Source organism: Halobellus rufus (assembly GCF_000739575.1).
Lineage (GTDB): Archaea > Halobacteriota > Halobacteria > Halobacteriales > Haloferacaceae > Haloquadratum > Haloquadratum rufum.
In genome coordinates this window covers 21,705-41,147 of sequence record NZ_BBJO01000025.1, presented here as the reverse complement: position 1 = coordinate 41,147, position 19,443 = coordinate 21,705, and the positions used below count along the sequence as shown (strand labels likewise).

The 19,443-nt window shown below is 68.0% G+C and carries 15 protein-coding genes and 2 pseudogenes; 7 read left to right on the top strand and 10 right to left on the bottom strand.

Annotated elements, in window-relative coordinates; all coding sequences use genetic code 11:
- Window positions 1-21 precede the first annotated feature (21 nt).
- The 4 genes and pseudogenes from ACP99_RS11020 (at window position 22) to ACP99_RS11005 (ending at window position 5,183) form a co-directional block, all read left to right on the top strand.
- The gene (locus tag ACP99_RS11020; protein ID WP_049986658.1) at window positions 22-765 is read left to right on the top strand and encodes an AzlC family ABC transporter permease; all 744 of its coding nucleotides are present in this window, start codon (window positions 22-24) and stop codon (window positions 763-765) included.
- Window positions 765-1,100: an AzlD domain-containing protein gene (locus ACP99_RS11015; protein WP_049986657.1), complete on the top strand. Its 336-nt coding sequence runs from the start codon at window positions 765-767 to the stop codon at window positions 1,098-1,100. Before ACP99_RS11020 ends, ACP99_RS11015 begins: the two co-directional genes overlap by 1 nt.
- A 137-nt stretch (window positions 1,101-1,237) precedes the next feature.
- Window positions 1,238-3,193: an AMP-dependent synthetase/ligase gene (locus tag ACP99_RS11010; protein ID WP_049986656.1), complete on the top strand. Its 1,956-nt coding sequence runs from the start codon at window positions 1,238-1,240 to the stop codon at window positions 3,191-3,193.
- Window positions 3,194-3,315: 122 nt separating this feature from the next.
- Window positions 3,316-5,183: pseudogene (locus ACP99_RS11005) on the top strand (cation:proton antiporter domain-containing protein).
- Window positions 5,184-5,195: 12 nt separating this feature from the next.
- On the opposite strand, the gene ACP99_RS11000 reads toward ACP99_RS11005, so the two are convergent.
- The gene (locus ACP99_RS11000; protein ID WP_049986655.1) at window positions 5,196-6,329 is read right to left on the bottom strand and encodes a thiolase family protein; all 1,134 of its coding nucleotides are present in this window, start codon (window positions 6,327-6,329) and stop codon (window positions 5,196-5,198) included.
- A 135-nt stretch (window positions 6,330-6,464) separates the two neighbouring features.
- Between ACP99_RS11000 and ACP99_RS10995 the strand changes: the two genes are divergently transcribed.
- Together ACP99_RS10995 and ACP99_RS10990 are read left to right on the top strand one after the other, a co-directional pair.
- The gene (locus tag ACP99_RS10995; protein WP_049986654.1) at window positions 6,465-7,844 is read left to right on the top strand and encodes an ATP-binding protein; all 1,380 of its coding nucleotides are present in this window, start codon (window positions 6,465-6,467) and stop codon (window positions 7,842-7,844) included.
- Between the two features lie 76 nt (window positions 7,845-7,920).
- Window positions 7,921-8,744 (top strand): annotated as a pseudogene (locus ACP99_RS10990) (MBL fold metallo-hydrolase).
- Between the two features lie 71 nt (window positions 8,745-8,815).
- On the opposite strand, the gene ACP99_RS10985 reads toward ACP99_RS10990, so the two are convergent.
- The 3 genes from ACP99_RS10985 to ACP99_RS10975 form a co-directional block, all read right to left on the bottom strand.
- A complete protein-coding gene (locus ACP99_RS10985; protein WP_081927431.1) occupies window positions 8,816-10,789 on the bottom strand; it encodes a TRAP transporter permease in 1,974 nt (657 codons plus the stop codon).
- Between the two features lie 21 nt (window positions 10,790-10,810).
- Window positions 10,811-11,935: a TAXI family TRAP transporter solute-binding subunit gene (locus tag ACP99_RS10980; protein WP_156105685.1), complete on the bottom strand. Its 1,125-nt coding sequence runs from the start codon at window positions 11,933-11,935 to the stop codon at window positions 10,811-10,813.
- A gap of 257 nt (window positions 11,936-12,192) precedes the next feature.
- Window positions 12,193-12,978: an IclR family transcriptional regulator gene (locus ACP99_RS10975; protein WP_049986651.1), complete on the bottom strand. Its 786-nt coding sequence runs from the start codon at window positions 12,976-12,978 to the stop codon at window positions 12,193-12,195.
- Window positions 12,979-13,140: 162 nt separating this feature from the next.
- Here ACP99_RS10975 and ACP99_RS10970 point away from each other — a divergent pair, with 162 nt between their 5' ends.
- A complete protein-coding gene (locus tag ACP99_RS10970; protein WP_197052436.1) occupies window positions 13,141-13,986 on the top strand; it encodes an MBL fold metallo-hydrolase in 846 nt (281 codons plus the stop codon).
- A gap of 112 nt (window positions 13,987-14,098) precedes the next feature.
- Here the strand turns inward: ACP99_RS10970 and ACP99_RS10965 are convergent, their stop codons facing one another.
- From ACP99_RS10965 to ACP99_RS10940, 6 genes are all read right to left on the bottom strand, one after another.
- Window positions 14,099-14,629, bottom strand: a complete 531-nt coding sequence (locus ACP99_RS10965) for a TQO small subunit DoxD (protein ID WP_049986650.1) — start codon at window positions 14,627-14,629, stop codon at window positions 14,099-14,101.
- A 115-nt stretch (window positions 14,630-14,744) separates the two neighbouring features.
- The gene (locus ACP99_RS10960) at window positions 14,745-15,725 is read right to left on the bottom strand and encodes a DUF5787 family protein (RefSeq protein ID WP_049986649.1); all 981 of its coding nucleotides are present in this window, start codon (window positions 15,723-15,725) and stop codon (window positions 14,745-14,747) included.
- Window positions 15,726-15,835: 110 nt separating this feature from the next.
- Window positions 15,836-16,168, bottom strand: a complete 333-nt coding sequence (locus ACP99_RS10955; RefSeq protein ID WP_049986648.1) for a NifU family protein — start codon at window positions 16,166-16,168, stop codon at window positions 15,836-15,838.
- A gap of 95 nt (window positions 16,169-16,263) precedes the next feature.
- The gene (locus tag ACP99_RS10950; protein WP_049986647.1) at window positions 16,264-17,862 is read right to left on the bottom strand and encodes an LVIVD repeat-containing protein; all 1,599 of its coding nucleotides are present in this window, start codon (window positions 17,860-17,862) and stop codon (window positions 16,264-16,266) included.
- Window positions 17,863-17,879: 17 nt separating this feature from the next.
- Window positions 17,880-18,848, bottom strand: coding sequence for an ROK family protein (locus ACP99_RS10945; RefSeq protein ID WP_049986646.1), 969 nt, complete (start codon window positions 18,846-18,848; stop codon window positions 17,880-17,882).
- A gap of 51 nt (window positions 18,849-18,899) precedes the next feature.
- Window positions 18,900-19,358 (bottom strand): universal stress protein, encoded by a 459-nt coding sequence (locus tag ACP99_RS10940; RefSeq protein WP_049986645.1) that lies wholly within the window; start codon window positions 19,356-19,358, stop codon window positions 18,900-18,902.
- Window positions 19,359-19,443 lie beyond the last annotated feature (85 nt).

Below are 19,443 nucleotides of genomic sequence, written 5' to 3'. Positions count from 1 at the left end.
TCGCGGGGTGAACGCGTCTCCGTGTCTCTCGTTCGTCTCCCTCCCGAGGTTCGTCGGGGCGTCCGCGACGTGGCCCCGCTCTTGATCGGGGTCGCCCCCTTCGGCCTCGTGGCGGGCGCGGCCGCGATCGACGCGGGGCTGACGCCGCTGCAGGCCGTCGGGCTGTCAGTCGTGGTCTTCGCGGGGGCGTCGCAGTTGGCCGCCATCGACCTCCTCGGCAGCAATGCCGAACTGCTCGTGGTCGTCCTGACGGGGGTCGTCATCAACCTCCGGATGCTGATGTACTCGGCGTCGATCGCGCCGCACTTCCGCGCGTTGCGCTCGGCGTGGAAGTCCATCTGCGCGTACGTGCTGACCGATCAGGCCTACGCGCTCTCGATCGCGCGCTACACGGACGCGGAGGCGGAACTGGACCCGCGCGAGCGACGCCGCTACTACCTCGCCGTGGGGGTGTCGCTGTGGATCGTCTGGCAGTGCTGTACGGTCCTCGGGATCGTCGTCGGTGCGCGCGTCCCCGACTCGTGGGGCCTCGCCTTCGCCGTGCCGCTGGTGTTCCTCAGCCTGCTCATCCCCGCGATCACCACGAAACCGAAGGCGATCGCCGCGCTCGTGGGCGGCGGGGTCGCGGTCGCCGGCGACGTCTTCGCGGTGCCCCTGGATCTCGGGCTCATCCTCGGGGGCTTGGCGGGCGTTCTCGCGGGCGTCGTAGCCGACACCGTGCTCGCGACGTCGACGCGGGAGCGAGAGCCGGGAGGTGGGCACTGATGGCCGCCGAGTACGGTCCGCTCGGCGTGTGGGGCGCGATCGTCGCGCTCGGCGTGCTCACGTTCGGAATCCGCGCGTCGTTCATCCACCTGTTCGGCCGCATCGACGAGGTTCCCGACCGGGCGATGCACGCGCTCCAGTTCGTCCCGCCGGCGGTGTTCGCCGCGCTCGTGGCTCCCGCGTTCGTCGCGCCCACGGGGTCGATCGCGGTCGTCGGCAACGAGCGACTCCTCGCCGGCCTCGTCGCCGCGGCGGTCACGTGGTACCTCGACGACGTCTTCGCGACGATCGTCGCCGGGATGGCGACGCTGTGGCTGCTTCGGTTCGGGCTGTGACCGACCGGCGGCCGCGCCGCGTTCGCCCGCCCCGCCGCGGGAGCAAACTCTCCGGCGGTGTCTCCGAGTTCAACGCGGGAAAACTGAAAACTCCCGAAGGACTGTAGATTTAATTCGCGCCGGCGTCTGGGTGGGTTATGAACTGGCGGGACGCGGAAGCGGCGTTCGACGACGACGTCCTCGGCGAGACGACGCTCGCTCGGATGTTCGAGGAGAGCGCGGCGAGAAACGCCGCGAACGTCGCCCAGCGGTACAAAGGCGGCGTCTACGACCGATCGCTCGCCGCGCAGGGGGCCGTCGAGGCCGCCCCCGACGGCGCGTACGCGGACCTCACGTACGCCGAGATGCGCGACCTCGTCAGACGCCTCGCGGCCGGGTTCGACGACCTCGGCGTCGGCCCCGGCGACCGGATCGGCATCCTCTCGGACACACGGATGGAGTGGGCCCAGACCGACTTCTCGCTGCTCACGCTCGGCGGCGTGGTCACGACCGTCTACACCTCCTCCTCGGAGTCGCAGGTCCGGTATCTCCTCTCGGACCCCGGCGCGAGCGGGGTCGTCGTCGAGAACGCCGAACTGCTCTCGCGCGTCCTCGCCGTCGAGGACGACCTCGATCTTGAGTTCGTCGTTGTGATCGACGAGATCCCCGACGGGAGCGGGATGGCCGGCGCGGTCCGGGACCGCGAGGACATTCACTCGCTCGGCGACGTCTACGCTCGCGGCGCGGCCGCCTTCGACGAGGCCGACGTCGAGTCGTGGCTCGCCGCGCGCGACGTCGACGACCTCGCGTCGCTCATCTACACCTCGGGGACGACCGGCCAGCCGAAGGGCGTCGAACTGACTCACCGGAACTTCCGGTCGAACGTCGACCAGTGCTACCGGCGGTTCGGGCCACGTCCCGATCGGGACGTCGGTGCCATCTCTCCGGACGCCACGACGCTGTCGTTCCTCCCGCTCGCGCACGTCTTCGAGCGGCTCGCGGGCCACTATCTGATGTTCGCCGCCGGGGCGACCGTCGCCTACGCGGAGAGCCCCGACACGCTCCGGGAGGACTTCGGGTTGGTCCGGCCGACGGTGGGGACGTCGGTCCCGCGCGTCTACGAGAAGCTCTACGACGCGATCCGAGCGCAGGCCTCGGAGTCGGGGGTGAAGCGTCGGATCTTCGAGTGGGCCGTCGGCGTCGGCCGCGCGCACCAGTCGGCTGCGGACCCCGGACCGCTGCTGTCGGCGAAACACCGGCTCGCGGACCGCCTCGTCTTCCGACAGGTCCGGGAGGCGCTCGGCGGGCGGGTCGACTTCCTCATCAGCGGCGGCGGCAGCCTCTCGCCGGAACTCTGCCGCCTGTACCACGCGATGGGCCTGCCGATCCTCGAGGGCTACGGCCTCACCGAGACGTCGCCCGTCGTCGCCGCGAACCCGCCTGAGGCCCCGCGGATCGGCACGATCGGGCCGCCGGTCGTCGACGTCGACGTCAGACTCGACGCCTCGATCGTCGCCGAGGACGTCGGCGCCGCCGGAGAGGTCGGTGAACTGCTCGTCCGCGGTCCGAACGTCACCGCGGGGTACTGGAACCGCCCGGAGGAAACGGCGCGGGCGTTCACCGAGGACGGCTGGTTCCGCACCGGCGACATCGTCGAGCGCGACGCCGACGGCTACCTCCGGTTCCGCGAGCGGGCCAAGCAGCTACTTGTGCTCTCGACGGGCAAGAACGTCGCCCCGGGACCGATAGAGGACGCCTTTGCGTCGAGTTCTGTCGTCGAGCAGTGTCTCGTCCTCGGCGACGGCCGGAAGTTCGTCTCCGCGCTCCTCGTTCCCAACTTCGAGGGCCTCCGTGCGTGGGCGGAACGCGAGGGGATCGACCTGCCGGAGGACCCCGCGGACGTCGTCAGAGACGAGCGCGCCCGCGACCGCATCCAACAGGAGGTCGACGCCGTCAACGAGGAGTTCGAGTCCTACGAGCAGATCAAGCAGTTCCGCGTCCTCTCCGAGGAGTTCTCCGAGGACGACGGCACGCTCACGCCGACGATGAAGAAGAAGCGGCGAAACATCCTGGACCGCTACGCCGATCAGATCGAGATGCTGTACGACTCGTAGGTGCCGACGACGGGACCGGTCAGACGCCGGTGTATCGCCAGACGCCACCGACGTTCGCTTCCCCGTGAAGCGTAGTTTTATACTGCGTCGCCTCCCCGAAACAGAGGTATGGAGGATCGATAGTGGCCGCGGCTGGTGGCGGGTACCTGCTCCCGATCGTGGCGGCGATCATCGGCATCGGCGTGATCGCGCAGATCCTCGCGGACCGGTTTCAGATCCCGAGCGTCGTCTTCCTGATCGCTGCCGGCGTCCTGCTCGGGCCGGAAGTGCTCGGCGTCGTCGGCCCCGACTCGTTCGGGAACGCGCTGGGGGCGATCGTCGGCCTCTCGGTGGCGATCATCGTCTTCGAGGGCGCGTTCCACCTCCGCGCCGAGAAGCTCCGGGAGGCCCCGGCAGCGACGCTGAAGCTCATCACGTTCGGCGCGGCGATCGCGCTCGTGGGGACCACTGTTGCCGTCCACTTCCTGCTGAGCGCCCCGTGGGACATCTCCTTTCTGGTGGGGTCGCTCCTCGTCGCGACCGGGCCGACGGTCGTCACGCCGATCCTCGACGTGGTTCCCACTCGCGACCGCGTGGCGGCCGCCTTAGAGACCGAGGGCATCGTCAACGACGTGACAGCGGCCATCCTCGCGGTCGTCATCTTCACCGCGATCAACGTGGGGATCGACGATCCGCTCTCGCTCCTGACGCTGTTCGCCGAGCGGCTCGCGTCGGCGTCGTCGTCGGCGGTATCGTCGCGGGGCTTTTGATCTACAGCCTCCGATACGTCGACCTCTCGCCGGGGAACGCGCCCCGGAACGCTCGATTGCTCGTCCTCGCGGGCGCGCTCGTCGCCTACGGCGCGGCCGACACCATCGCGACGGAGGCGGGGGTCGCGGCCGTCGCGACCGCGGGGATCATCCTCGGCAACGCCGACATTCCGTACGAAGACGAGATCTCGGCGTTCAAAGGCGACGTGACGCTCGTCGTCCTCTCGTTCGTCTTCATCGCGCTCGCGGCGCTGCTGCGCTTCGACGTGCTCGTGACGATCGGACTCCGCGGGCTGCTGGTCGCCGGTATCGTCGCGCTCGTCCTGCGGCCGCTGCTCGTGTTCGTCTCGGCGTCGGGAGACCGATTCACCACCGGCGAGAAGTGGTTCATGAGCCTCGTCGGCCCGCGAGGGATCATCCCCGCGTCGGTCGCGACGCTCTTCGCGATCGGCCTCCGGGACGCCGGACGAACCGCGTCGGCCGACCTCCTCGTCGGGACCGTCTTTCTCGTCATCTTCGTCACGGTCGTCTTCGAGGGCGGGTTCGCCCGCCAGATCGCGGAGAAACTCGACATCATACCAATGCGCGTACTCATCATCGGAGGCGGCAAGGTGGGCCGGTCGCTCGCCGAACGCCTCGAAGGTCGCGGAGAGAACGTAGTGCTCGTCGAAGAGAACAAGACGGTCGTCGAAACCGCTCGAAACGACGGGTTCACCGTCCATCACGGCGACGGCACCGACACGGAGGTGCTCCGCTCGGCGGGCGCCGAGAACGCCCGCATCGTCGTCGGCGCGACCGGCGACGACGACGTGAACCTGCTCGTCGCACAGCTGAGTAGCTCGAAGTTCGAGCCCGAAACCGTCCTCGCGCGGGTGAACAACCCCGACAACGCCAAGGCGTTCGAGGAACTCGGCGTCCGAACCATCTCGGCGACGCGGGCGACGGCCGAGGCGATGGACAACTACATCGAGCGCCCCTCGATGATGGAGTGGATGGCCGAGATCGGCCACTCCGGCGACATCCAGGAGGTCGAGGTGACCGCCGAGGCAGTGCTCGACCGCCCGATACGGGAACTGGGCCCCGAACTGCCGGAGGACTGCCTGATCGCGCTCGTTCAGCGCGACGGGGAGACGCGCGTTCCGCACGGGGAGTTCACGCTCCAGCGCGGCGACCGCGTCACGATCATCGGCGGGCAACAGGAAGTCCGCGAGGCGATCGAGTTAGTCAATCCGGATCGATAGCGACGGCGCTGCCTACCGACTGAACTCGATGGCCGCGCCCTGCCCGAAGCCGACGCAGAGCGTCGCGAGCCCGCGGTCGACGTCGCGCTTCCGCATCTCGTGGACCAGCGTCACGGGCAGGCGTGCGCCGGACGCGCCGAGCGGGTGCCCGAGCGCGATGGCACCGCCGTTGACGTTGTACTTCTCGGGGTCGACGCCCAGCTCTCGGCGCGCGTAGACGCACTGGCTCGCGAACGCCTCGTTGAGTTCGACCAGGTCGTAGTCGTCGATGTCGCGCCCGGCGCGGTCGAGGAGGTTCCGCGTCGCCGGCACCGGTCCGATCCCCATCACCGTCGGATCGACGCCCGCGACGGCGTTGGTGCCCACCTCTGCGAGGACGTCGAGCCCGTGTTCCTCGGCGAACGCCCGCGAGGTGACGAGCGTCGCGGCCGCGCCGTCGGTCACCTGCGAGGAGTTGCCCGCGGTGACCGTCCCGTCGCCGGTGAACGCCGGGGAGAGCCCCGAGAGCGCTTCCAGCGACGTGTCCGGTCTGATCCCCTCGTCCTCGGTGACGGTCCCCGAATCGGTCTCGACGGGGACGATCTCGTCGTCGAAGCGCCCCGTCTCTGTTGCCTCGGCGGCCCGCTGGTGGGACTGCAGCGCGTACTCGTCTTGGGCCTCCCGGGAGACGCCATACTCCTCGGCGACTTTCTCGGCGGTCATCCCCATCTGTAGCTGAAAGACGTTGTACCGCTCGGAGAGCTCCGGGTGGAGGTGCTGATAGGAGTCACCGTCCATCGGGACGCGACTCATACTCTCGACGCCGCCGGCGATGACGCACTCGCGGTTCCCCGCGGCGACGGCGTCGGCCGCGGAGATGATCGCCTGCATCGAGGAGGCGCACCAGCGGTTGATGCTCGTCGCCGGCACGCCCTCGCCGAGCTCCGAGAGCAGCGCGATCACGCGAGCGACGTTGTTGTCCTGCTCGCCGCGCTGCTGGGCGACGCCCCACATCAGGTCCTCGACGTCGTCGCTATCGACCTCGGTCTCGGCGAGGATGTGATCGATCAGCGCGACGGAGAGGTCCTCGCTCCGGACGTCCGCGAAGACGCCCCCCGCCTTCCCGAACGGCGTGCGGTGCGCGGCGGCGATGACTGGTGTTGGCATACTACTCGTTCCCGTCGCCGTCGTCATAAAAGGGGCAGAACGCGAGAGAGCGCGCCGAGAGTTTTCGCCCGTCGCTCGCGTCGGCGCAGCGACGTTCCGACGCGCTTATGCGAGTGAGACGGCAACGTCTTTGGGATGAGTAACCGGGCTCTCGAAGTCGTCGAATTTCTCCTCACGGCGCATCTATACAGCGACAACCGCAGTCTCGACGAGAACGATCTGCCGCCGCGGTACCGGCGCGTCTTCTGGACGGAGCCGTCCGACGACGACGAGACGGACGACGGCGAGCCGAACGTCGTCGGCATCGAGCGACCGCTCGTCGTCACCGACAGCGTCGCGCGGAAGGCGACCGGCGTCGAGCACCCGTGGGAGGCGATCTCCGATCTGCTGTTCACCCAGCGCGAGGAGTTCTCGGGCCGCATCTCGCTGACGCAGCCCGAGATGGCGATCGAGTGGTTCCTCGACCGCGCCGACCGCGAACGGCTGGAGACGAACCCGACGATCGCGGCCGCCGTCGAGGACCGCGACGGCGTCGACGTCACCCACGCCGAGGCGCGAGAGCAGACCCGGCCGATTCAGGCCGACCGCGTCTGGATCGACAGCCTGCTGGAGGAGTACTTCGACGAGGAGGAGGACGCCGAGATGCTCGATCTCGTGCAGGTGCGCGCGCCCGAGGAGATCGAGATGACCTTAGAGGACCTCGTGCTCACCGGCGATCAGGAGGGCGAGATCCACAAGCTGATGCAGGCGATCGAACACCGCGAGTACCTCGCGGAGATCGGCCTGCGGGAGATCGGGAAGATCCTCTTCGTCGGCCCGCCGGGAACCGGGAAGACGACCGTCTCTCGCGCGCTGGCCCACGAACTCGGCCTGCCCTTCGTCGAGGTGAAGCTCTCGATGATCACGAGCCAGTACCTCGGGGAGACGGCCAAGAACGTCGAGAAGACCTTCGAGGTCGCAAAGCGGCTCTCGCCGTGTATCCTCTTCATCGACGAGTTCGACTCCGTCGCGAAGACGCGCCGCTCCGACGAGCACGCGGCGCTGAAGCGCGCGGTCAACACGCTGCTCAAGAGCATCGACGACATCTCGCTGATCCGCGACGAGGTGATCCTGATCGGCGCGACCAACCACCCGGACCAACTCGACGCGGCGGCGTGGCGGCGCTTCGACGAGATCGTCAACTTCCCGAAGCCCGACGGGCAGATGCGCGCGGACATCCTCCGGATCATCACCCGCCGGATGGACATCGAGGACTTCGACCCCGACGCCGTCGCCGAACGAACCGAGGGGCTCACGGGCTCGGACCTCCGAATGGTGCTTCGCGAGGCCGTGTTGGAAGCGCTGACCGAAGACCGGATGACGCTCACGCAGGAGGACATCGTCGATGCTGTCGAGGACTTCGAGGAGCGCGACAACCTCAAGAATATGGATATGATGTCCGACGGCGAACAGCTCGTCGCGGGCGACGGCGACGGCTCGCACGACCACGCGCACGATCACTCCCACGACCACTGAGCGCCGCGCCGGCGCGCCGTCTCTCTGCGCTCCGCTTCGGCCACGCTTATCACCCGTCCACTCTCACGTTTCTCCGATGCGGGTCACGCTGCTCGGGACGGGCGACACGACCGGGACGCCGACGGTCGGCTGCGACTGCGACACCTGCGCTGAGGCGCGTCGCATCGGCGTCGAGCGAACGCGCTTCTCGGTTCACGTCGAGAACGAACGCACCGGGGGGTCGCTGCTCGTCGACTTCAGCCCCGACTTCCGACACCAGTTTCTGACCCAGGAGGTCCCGCTCCCGGACGCGGGCATCGTCACGCACATCCACTTCGACCACCTCGACGGCCTCGGGAACGCCTACCGGCTCTTCGACGACCTCCCGGTCTATGCGGCCGACGAGACCGACCCGAAGACCGGGGAGAGCGTCGCCGAGACGGTCTCGCGGAAGTACGACTACCTCGACCGCGTGACCGTTCGCCCGCGGACGCCGTTCGAGCCGTTCGAGGTCTGCGGCCTGGAGGTGACGCTGGTGCCCGTCGACCACCCGCCGCTCGTCTGCACGGGCTGGCGATCGAGGACCCCGAGACCGGCGCGAAGCTGTCGCTGTCGGGCGACACGAGCTACGGGATCCCCGACCGGTCGCGGGCGGTCCTCGACGACCCCGATCTGCTCCTCGCCGACGGCATCGTCCCCGCGTCGCTGAGCGAGCACCACCCCCGCGGCGGGAAGCACGTCGACGAGAAGGGCGTTCCGCGGACGTTCGGCCAGAAGCACATGACCCGCGAGGGGGCGCTCGCGCTGGCGGAGGACCTGTCGGCGACGGAGACGCGGGTCGTCCACACGGCGCACTTCTACCCCGCCGAGGAGGCGTTCGAGGAGCCGCTCGCGGTCGACGGCGAGGTCTACGAGTTGTGAGAGCTGCTATCGCGCGAGACGAGCCTGCGGCTTGACGGGTGTGAGCGTCGAAAACGGGTCGCGACCGGCGCTCACTGACTGGCCGATCGGAGCCGCGGGACGCCACCGCGGAGCAGGACGCCGAGCCCGACGACCGCGACGCCGGTGAGCTGAACCGCCAGACTCGGCCCGAACGCGATAACGAGGAACAGCAGCGCCCGGAGGACGCGTTCGTACCGGGGGAGTCGCCGCCCGAACTCGACGCCCATCGAGACGGACAGCGCGACCATCAGCCCGATCGACTGCACGACCACCGCGATCAGCGTCTCCGGGAACGACCAGAAGATCAACGCGGGGTTGTACACGAAGACGAACGGGATCAGGAACGTCGGGCCGCCGAGGCGGACAGACTCGATCGCGGTCTCTAGGAAGTCCGACCCGGAGATGTTGATCGCCATCGCCACGGCCAGCGCCACTGGTGGCGTGAGCGCCGAGAGTAGCGCGAAGTAGAAGACGAACATATGCGCGACGATCGGCTCGACGACGAAGTTGTTCACGCCGGCGAGTTCGACGATCACCGGCGCGATGATCGTCGCGACCAGTAGATACGCCGCGGGCGTTGGCATCCCGAGCCCGAACAGGAGCGCGAGAATCATGCTGATGACGAGGATGCCGACGAAGGACGCGCCGGTGAGCGTCGACAGGGCGAACGTGATACGGTTCGTCAGCCCGGTCGCGCCGAAGATGTTGATGACCACCGCGAGCGCCGCGAGCAACGCCACGAACGGCGCGGCGGACTCGCCGCCGCTCTTGAGCCCGAGGAGGAACTCGCGGGCGTACTGACGGAGCTGTTCCCAGCCGACCCCCTCGCTCGCGAACAGGTAGAGGAACCGCGTGGCGAACAGCGTCAACACGGTGTACAGACCGCTGTAGAGCGGCCCGTATCGCATCACGATGAGCAGGTAGATCAGGACGACGAGCGGGACGAGGAACTGCGCGCTCTGCAGCAGAAACGTTTTCCTCGACTTTTCGTCGCCCGCAGACGCCTCCTCCTCGACACCGTCTCGCTCCCAATCGTACCACATCGACCACTGGTAGACGCCGTAGCTCGTGACGCCATAGTACAGGAACGCCGGGATCGCGGCGGCGATCGCGACGTCGGCGAACGGGATCCCGAGGATGTCCGCCATAATGAACGCCGCAGAGCCCATGATCGGCGGGAGCACCTGGCCGGCCGTGCTCGCGACCGACTCGATCGCTCCGGCGTGCTTGCCGAGGATCCCGCGCTCTTGCATCAGCGGGATCGTGAACGACCCCGTCGCGGCCACGTTGACCCCCGCCCCGCCCATCATCGTGCCCATGAACATACTGGAGACGACGGCGGTCTGCGGGACCGCGCCTCTGAAGGAACCCTCTAGGCGCTCCGTGAGTTCGAGGATGAGGTCGAACCCGCCGAACCGCCGGACGATCCCGGCGAAGATCACGAAGATCGCCACCCACGTCGCCGCGATCTGGGTGAGGAACCCGTAGACGCCCTGCAGCGAGATCGTGTTCTTGAACACGATCGTCTCCAGGGACACTCCGCCGTGGCTGAGGATGCCCGGGAGGTAGGGTCCGCCGACGCCGTACAGTACGGTCGCGACGACTAGCGCCCCGAGGAAGTGCCCGAACTTATCGGAGGTGACGACCGTGACGAGGACGATCAGCGAGCCGCCGACGAGCAGGTCGACGTTGTTGTAGATCACGAACGCGCCGGTCTCGAGCCAGCGGTCGAAGACGACGTGCACGTACGCGACGGAGCCGACGGCGGCGATCAAAAGCAGGGCGCTCCCGATCGTCACGGCTCGTGGGACGTCGCCGTCGCTGTCGCTCTCTGCGACCAGCGCGCGGTTGACGAAGTACGTCACGAGCGAGAGCCCGAGCACGAGGTTGGTGAACAACTGCTTCGGGAGATACGACGTCATCGCGTAGCCGATGACCGCGACCGAGAGCAAGGCTGGCGGAACGCCCAACGCCAGCCTTCGGATCCACGTGCGTCCGTCGACGGATGAACGAAGCGTAGCCATCGTGTCGCTCGCTCGATGGGCTCAGAAGCTCCCCGCGGTGAGGTTGTCGTTCCACAGGCCCTTCTCCTCGAAGAACTCGACGGCACCCGGATGGACCGGGACGTCCGGGTGCAGCGTGCTCGTCCACACCTCGTCGTCCTCGAACAGCCGCCAGGCCTCGTGAGCCTCGATGAGCGCCTCGCGGTTGCTCCAGAGCGCGTCCATGAGGTTGTAGACGCTGTCGGCGTCGACCTTGTCCGTCGTGAAGTGGGGATAATCGACCCGGACAGTCGTCGTCTCGCTGCTGTCTGTGTACTCCTCGATGCTGTCTCCGAAGTCCCCGTTCGGGAGCGTCTCCAGCGAGAGCCACTCGTGGTCTTCGATCGCCTGTTCGGTCTCGTCGGTGAGACCGAGCAGTCGGACGTCGTTGTCGGAGTACGCCTGTTGCATGAATCCGGGCGTGAGTCCGCTCACGATCCCCGGGCCGCCCATCGCGTCGACTCGACCGGCGCTGAACTCCTGGGGTATCTCCGTGGCGCCCTGATGGACGAGTTCGTAGTTCCCCTCGCCGACCGCGATGTCGAGCGCGGTTCGATAGTACTGCTGGTAGGTCGATCCCTGCGTCCCTGTCGCGATCGAGGCTCCCTCGAGATCGGACCAGTACTCGTAGTCGCTGTCGGTCGGGACCAGGATCGGTTCGATCAGCGTCGTCTGCGTCATCATCTGATAGATCTCGTGCTCGAACTCGACCTGGGAGAACTCCGCTTCGCGGTTCATCGCGTTCAGGCCCGCGAACGCCGTCCCGAACGCGAGTTCCTCGTCGCCGCTCACCAACCGCACCATCGACTCCCCGCTGGTTCCGGAGACGACGTCGAGGCCGACGTCGCTCTCCCTGTCGAGCACGCCCGCCGCGGCGTTGTGCACCAGGAACGTCACGCCGTTCTGCGGTCCCGAGATGATGCCGAACGTCGACGTCGACTCGGGGTCCGACTGAGAGCCGCCGTCGGTCTGTTCGCCATCTGACGAGGAGTCGCCGCCTCCCCCGTCACCACCGCCTCCACCGCCGTCGCCGCTGCCGCCGGAACATCCGGCAAGCCCGGCCAGCGCGCCGACACCGCCGATCGTCTTGAGCGATTCGCGTCGTGTGAGAGACGTTCGCATTGTCATCCTACCTGTGTGGTACCAAGTATCGATTATAATTGTTACGATTAATTATGTTCTATTGAACGGAACGACGAATTCGGGTCGCAGAACGCTTGAAAAGGCAATACAAATGTGACTGAAATTTTATCATACTCTCTCGCTAGCTCGGATCGGCTGTTAGACGCCAGGATGCGGCCTCAGAAGTACACTCGGCCTCACCGTCACAGATCGTCGGAAACACGTTCGCAGCGAACGCCCTCGTTCGCGGGAGCGAAACGACGCTACGCCTCGTATCGCATACTCAGTTCGATCTCGTTTTTCGTCCCGAGAAGCAGGTCCGACAGTTCGTCTCGGAGATACGACTCGTTCAGCCTGTGCGCCGGACCGGCCACGCAGATCGATCCGGCCGGCGACCCGTCCTCGTGTTGGATCGGGACGCCGATCGCGTTGCCGCCGTCGACGGCCTCGTTCAAGTGAAGCGCGTATCCCTGCTGTCGGATCCGGTCGAGTTCCGCGAACAGGGTTTTCGGGTCTGTGATGGTTTGATCGGTGTACGCCGGGAGCCCCCGCCGGTCGATGATCGCGTTCACCTCGCTTTTGCTCATCTGAGCGAGGATCGCCTTCCCCGCCGAGAACGCGTGAAGGTGCCCGCGGTAGCCGACCCGCGTGAACGACCGGTACAGCTCCTCGCCGGAGTGTAGATACAGGTAGACCGCGTACCCGTTCTCCTCGACGACCAGCCACACCTTCTCCCCGACTTTCTCCGCCAGGGCGTCGACCTTCGGCTTCCCGACTTCGTAGAGCGGATGCGATCGCTGGGCCTCGATGCCGTAGTCGAGATAGAGCTGACCGATCCGATAGCCGTCGTCGGTTTCGACGAGGTATCCCGCCTCCTCCAGTGTCTGCAGGTGGCGGTAGACGGTGCTCTTCGCGCTGTCGGTCCCACTGGCGATCTCCGACAGCGTCGCGGGACCGTGTTCCTTCAGGTATCGAAGGACGGTGAGGGACTTCTGCGTCGCCTCGACGTAGTTCGGCCCGTCGGCCCCTGCCCCAGTACCACTATCCATACGACCCGGTGTCCGCGGACGCACAAAAGTTTCACTCTCGCGAACAACGGGGCAGATATCGACAAAAACGGCCGGATTCTGCAGCATCCAGAATGTATATATTAAAAATGGCGAATGGCTAACTATGATCCTCGACCCGATTCGCAGCGAGGTGCAACCGCGGTGAAGACGACGCTTCTCGGGACGGCGAACCCGATCCCGACGCTCGATCGCGCGGGGAACGCGATCCTCGTCGAAGTCGCCGGCGAACCGTACCTCGTCGACTGCGGCCCCCGAACGGTGTACGAACTCCTCCGGAACGAGATCGACCCGGGCGACGTCGAGAACCTGCTGTTCACGCACCACCACATGGATCACAACCTCTCGTTTTTCCACCTCGCCATCGTCGGCTGGACGGCGGGCCGCGAGTCGCTGGAGATCTACGGCCCGGCCGGGACCGACGACCTCCTCGAAGGGCTGTACACCCTCTGGGAGGAGGACATCGCGTACCGGAAAGAGGCGGGATACTCCGCCGAGGGAATCGAGAGCATCTCCACGACGCGCGTCGCGGAGGGCTTCGAGTTGGAGACCGACGACGTGCGCATCGAGGCTCTCCCGGTCGAGCACTCGATCGAGACCTACGGGTACAAATTCACCGAGAAGGAGACCGGGAACACGACCGTCCTCTCCTCGGACACGGCGAAGTTCGACGGCCTCGCGGATTTCGCGGCCGACGCCGACGCCCTCGTGATGACCTGCGGGATCGTCCCTGTCGGTGCGGTCCCCGAAGACGGCTTCGTCTGGGAGCGCTACACCGAGCCGTACGAGGAGGAGCGTCGAAACGTCCTGATGAACTACCACGTCACTCCGACGCAGGCGGGCGAGATCGCGGCCGACGCCGGCGTCGACACGCTCGTCCTGACGCACTTCACGCCGTATCCCGACCGCGGCGCCATCGAGGCGGAGGCCGGCGCGGTGTTCGACGGTGACGTCGTCGCCGCCGAGGACGGCTTCTCGATCACGGTCTGAGAACTGCGACGGACCGTCTCGTATTGCAGTTCACCGTTCTCGCGCACGACCGCAGAAAACCGAACGTGCCGGGGAAGCCCCCAGCGCGCTTCGCTGCCTGCTCACGCCCGCGTTACCCGAGCAGGTACTTCGCGATCCGGCGCTGCCCCAACTTCGTCCGTTCGATGATCGCGTCCAGTCCGAGGACGCGTCCCGCGCCGAGGACGCCGATGGTGACGAACAGCATCAGTCCCATCAGGTCCCCGTTGACGAGGCCGTGTCCCCAGCTGGCGTTCCCGAGGTAGAAGAACGTCATCAGGATCCCGCCGAAGAGGCTCGCCAGCCTGACGAGCGCCCCGACGACGAGACCGAGCCCGATGAGCGTCTCCCCCACGGGAACCATGAAGTTCGTGAACTCCAGCAGCCACGGCGTCTGACCGGCCCAGACGAGGAAGCCCTGAATCGGGCTGGCGGCCGGCGCGTTGGCGAGGTATCCCTGCGCGCTGAACGGTTCGCCCGAGATGAAGGCGAACTTGGTGATCCCCGCGTGCAGGAACCAATACCCCGTGACGACGCGGAGCACGGCGACCCAGTACCCCGCGAGCGTCCCCTGTAGGTCGAAATCGAGCGGGTTCGCGACCGTCGTTCGAGTGGATGTGGCCATCGTCCGTCACCTCACATCTGGACAGTGGCACGGAACCCCGGTATAAACCCCGGCCGATTTTCAGCTCGTTAGAACCGATGAACTACTGGCCGAGTCAATCCGTCGACCGGACGGCTCAGCGAAACCGATCCAGCCCGGACTGTCGGCGCGCGACGCCGGGAGGATCCCGCTCCCACGGCGTCCGATCGTCTCGCAGTCGGTCCGCGTCGACGTCGGGGCACGACCCCTCCTCGTGTGCCGGACAGGCAGATCCGCACCGGCGACTCGGCTCGATCACGCGGTCGAACGCCTCGCAGTACGGCCGCCCGTCGGCGGTCGCGCTCGCGTGCGCGCACGAAGGGAACGCGTAGGTCCGCCAGCCCTTCCCGTAGGCGCGTTCGGCGATCCGTCGCCGGGCCCGCGCCTTCGCGTCGGCGTCGACGACCGCGACGTCGGTCCTGAGCGACCGCTCGTCGACGAGTTCGACGCCGGGCTCGTCGGTGGCGAGCGCGGTCGGCTCTCGAATCACGTCCCGCTCGCCCCGCTCGGGGTCGAACCGCCAGACGCCGACCTCGCGGGGGATCCGATTCAGATGCGCGCGGGTGACGTGGCTCTCGGTCGCCAAGATCACCTCCTCGAACAGACCGAGCGAGACGTCGGTGCGAAGCTGTCGGGAGAGCGCACCGGGATCGCCGAGGTCGGGCTTGTTCTCGATCCCGACCAGCCCCGCGAACCACTCGTCGGGATACCGCGCCGTTTGACGCAGGTACTCCCGACTGTTCCGCCGCTCGGTCTCGAAGAACCCGACGTCGACCGCCCGCTCGATCTCCGGTTCGCGGAGGCCCCGCTCCCCGCGGAGCGCGCGATACCGCGACACCGCCTCGCCGACGCCGACGTCGCTCTCGACGGCGCGAACCGGGATCGCCCGGTCGGTGATGCGGGCGCGCTCGTCGAACGACGGGCCGGTAACGACGCCGACGACGTCGACGATGCGCCGGCCCGACCGGTCGACCGCCGCGCCGAGCTGGCGGCTCAGCACCCAGTCGGTCGTCTCTTCGAGGTGTGCGCAGAGCGCCAACTCGAAGGCGAACTCCCGTGGGGTGTCGACGTCGGCCACGGCGTAGTGAGGGGGCTACGGAACCAAAAACGCCTCGTCGCCAGCGCCGGTCGCCGATCGCCGAAGCGTCGACTGCCGAAGCGCTGACCGCCCACCGAGAACCCGCCCGCTCAGAAGTGTCCGGGGTCCTCGGTGCCGTACTGGAGCTCGCCGCCGCGGCCGCCTTCGACGGTGCTGCTGCCGTGGTCGCCGGCGCTCGGGACCTTCACGCGGACGTCGGTGATCTCCTCGAACTCCATCAGGAGATCGGCCTTGATGTTGTCCGCCGTGATGTTCGAGATGCCGCAGCCGGCGCAGGCGCCGCCGAGTTCGACGACGACCTCCCCGCTCTCTGGGTCGGCCTTCCGGACGACGCTCTCGCCGCCGTGCATCTGGATGATCGGCATCTGCCCGGTCATCCACGTCTCGACGCGACGGCGGAGAGAGTCCTCGGATTCACTCATTGACCCCCTTTGGAACCCGACGCTTTGGAACTTTGCGGTTGTACTCACGGCGTCGGCCGCCCGAGGAAAGTGTGTCACGTTCGTTGCGACGGGTTTCACTCCTCGCGCGTGCGACGTGCGAGCCGCCACGCCGCCGCCCCGAGTGCGCCGACCGCGGCTCCGACGCCGAACCCCGGTGCGCTGATCCCGTCTTCGTCGGACGTCTCTGCGGGCCTCGTCGCGGTCGCCCCTGACGTCGTGGACGTCCCGCCCCCGGGGGTCGTCCCGTTCGACGCGGACGCACTGCGCGCAGTCGGCGTCCGGATCTGCGGCGTCGACGTGCCCGCAGGCAGCGTGTCGGGCGGATCCGCCTGCCCGCCGGCGTGATCGGGGAAGGTGTACAGCCGACCGGGGACGTCGTCGACGCCCCAACTGCTCGCGACGAAGAAGCCCTCCCGCTCGCCGGCGTGTGCGAGCCGCGCGGTCCAGAAACTCGCCGCATCGGGGTCGCGCCACCACGACTCCTCCCGCGGCGAGGCCGGATCGGAGACGTCGTGACGCTTGACGCCGCCGCGGTACCACGACGAGTAGAGGACCTCGCCCGCCAACTCGAAGTTGTGCGCGGTCGTCCAGACGCCGCCGTAGGTCGGGTCCGGCGAGGCCGGCGCGGGGACCGTCGACAGCAGTTCCGGCGTCTCCGGGTCCGAGACGTCCCAGAGGTCGATACCCGAGGGACCGCCGACGTACGCCGTCTCGCGGTCGCTCTCAGCGTCGGTCCGGTTCGGCGTGTCGGTCCCGCTGGTCCCACCGTCGGCCGAGTCGTCCGCCTCGGCCTGAAGCGCCCACGACTCCCGGCCGACTCCCAAGAGCGTGCCCGACTCGTCGGTCGCGGCGTAGTGGTGGTTCCCCGGCGGGAGCGTCGCCTCGCGGCGGGCCGCCGTCGGGGAGCGATCCGCCAGCGTCGAGGGATCGGGCGCGTCGATGCTCCCGACGGCCGCGGGCGCGGTCGGATCCGACACGTCCAGTACCCACGTCCCCGCGTCCCACAGCGCGACGAACGCGCGGTCCCCGGAGACGTAGACGTCGTGGACGCTGCGCGAGGCGCTCGGGACGTCGTTCCACGCCTCGTCGACGTCGGCGAGCGCCCAGCGGCCGAGTTCCTCGCCCGTCTCCACGTCGACGGCGACGAGCGGGTTCCGGTCGCCGTCGTTGCCGGTCAGGAAGGCGACGCCGTCGCGGACGAAGCAGTTGTGAACCGGGTACGCCGTCTCGTGGAACGCCTGTTCCTCGGGTTCTCCCGGGTCGCTCACGTCGACGACCAACGCGCCCGAAATCGCGCCGCGTATCGGGTTCGCCGGGCCGACGACGAGGAGCGTCGTCGGGTCCGCCGCGTCGAGTTTCACGTCGAAGATGCCTCGGAGCGGTCCCCCGTCCCGATCCGCCAGCGGTTCGCGAACGTCCGCGAGGAGTTGGGGCCGATCGGGCGCGGCGACGTCGACGGCGGCGTAGCCGCTCGTGGTCGCGAGGTACGTGACGTCCGAGTCGGAGTCGACGACCGCCTCCTTCGCGCCCTCGACGTCGATCGAGCCGTACGGCTCGTAGGGTCCCGGGTGCGCCCGGACCGACTGGGTGGCCGTCGCACCGCCCCCGACGCCGAACGCGACGCTCGCCCCGACGAGCGCGCCGCCCCGGCGGAGGAGTTCGCGTCGGCGCATCGACGGCGCTCCGGGCGTCACAGTCGCGAGCGGTCGCCCGTCCCGCCGGTCATCGCGCTGGCGAGCGCGCCCATCACGACGACGTCGTCGCCGAGCGTCGTCAGTTGGATCTGCGGGACGTTCGACATCACCATCTCGTCCATCCGCTCGCGGATCGGATCGAGGGTCTGTTCCGGGTTGTTGAGCGCGACCGCGCCGCCGACGTAGATGACGAGCGGCGCGTACGCGTGGACGATGTTCGCGACGCCCATCGCGTTCCAGTGACCGAGTTGGTCGACCACGTGCGTCGCGAACGCGTCGCTGCCGGCGTGTTCGAAGACGTCGACGGCGGAGAACTCGGGGTCCTCGATCGGCAGCGCGGTCTCGACGGCGTCCTCTTCGTAGAGGAACCGCGCGTACCGCGGGATGTTGTTCCCCGAGCAGTACGCCTCCCAGTGGCCGTCGTGGCCGCACCCGCAGGTGAGGTGTCCCTGCGGGTCCAACGTCATGTGTCCGACCTCGCCGGCGTTGCCGTCCCACCCCGAGAGGACGTTGCCGTCGACGCAGACGCCCGCGCCGATGCCCGAGGAGATGGTGAGATACACCATATCGTCGGGGTTCCGCTCGGAGTAGAACCGCTCGCCGATGACGCCCGCGTTCGTGTCGTTGTGGAGGTACACGCGATCGGTTTCGAAGAGCTTCGAGAGCGGTCCCGTGAGCGGGATCCGGTCGATCGTGTCCGGGAGGTTCGCCGGGTTCTCGACGGAGCCGTCGGCGAGGTCCAGGGGACCGATCGCGCCGATGCCCGCCGCGTTCACCCGTTCGGCGTCGATCCCGGCGTCGTCGCACGCGTCGCGGGCGACGCGGAGAACCGACTCGGTGACGGCGATCCCCGTCGGCGCGCGCGGCGTGTTGGCGTCGCTTCGCCCCACGATCGTGCCGTCGTCGTCGGCGACGACGGCTCGGACGTTCGTCGCCCCGAGGTCGACGCCCACGTAGTAGGCCATCGTGTCGTTACGGGGGGTCGCCGCACTTAACTCAGCGGGTTCGACTCACTGTTACTTCGTCCCGGCGCGGACGAACGTGACCGGGCACGGCGAGTCCAGCAGTACCTCCTGTGCGGTGCTTCCGAAGACCGCTTTGCCCGTCGGCGACCGCCGTCGCCCGCCGATGACGACGCGGTCGGCGTCGGCCGACTCGGCCAGCGTGACGATCGCCCCCGCGTGCTCGCCGACGCCGCCCCGGACCTCGGTGTCGACGTCGGCCGCGTCGAGTTCCTCTCTGATCTCTCGAACGCTCGCGTGCCGCCGGGCGACGTCGTCGGGAGAGACCTCGTCGGCGTCGCGGTCGAACTCGAGCTTCTCGAGGGCCTCCCCGTACTCCTCGTCGGTGAATACGTGTCCGACCACGACCGTCGCTCCGGTCGGGCCCGCCACGTCGAGCGTCTCCTCGGTGAGCCGATCGAGTTGGTCTCTGTCCTTCGGGCCGACCGCCAACACCATCGTGTCGATTGTCATCTGTCGGCCCGGACTACAGTCCCTCACAATTTAAAATTACGTCTCCCTGTGCGGCACCCGTCCCCGACGTCGGTCGATTCGCCGC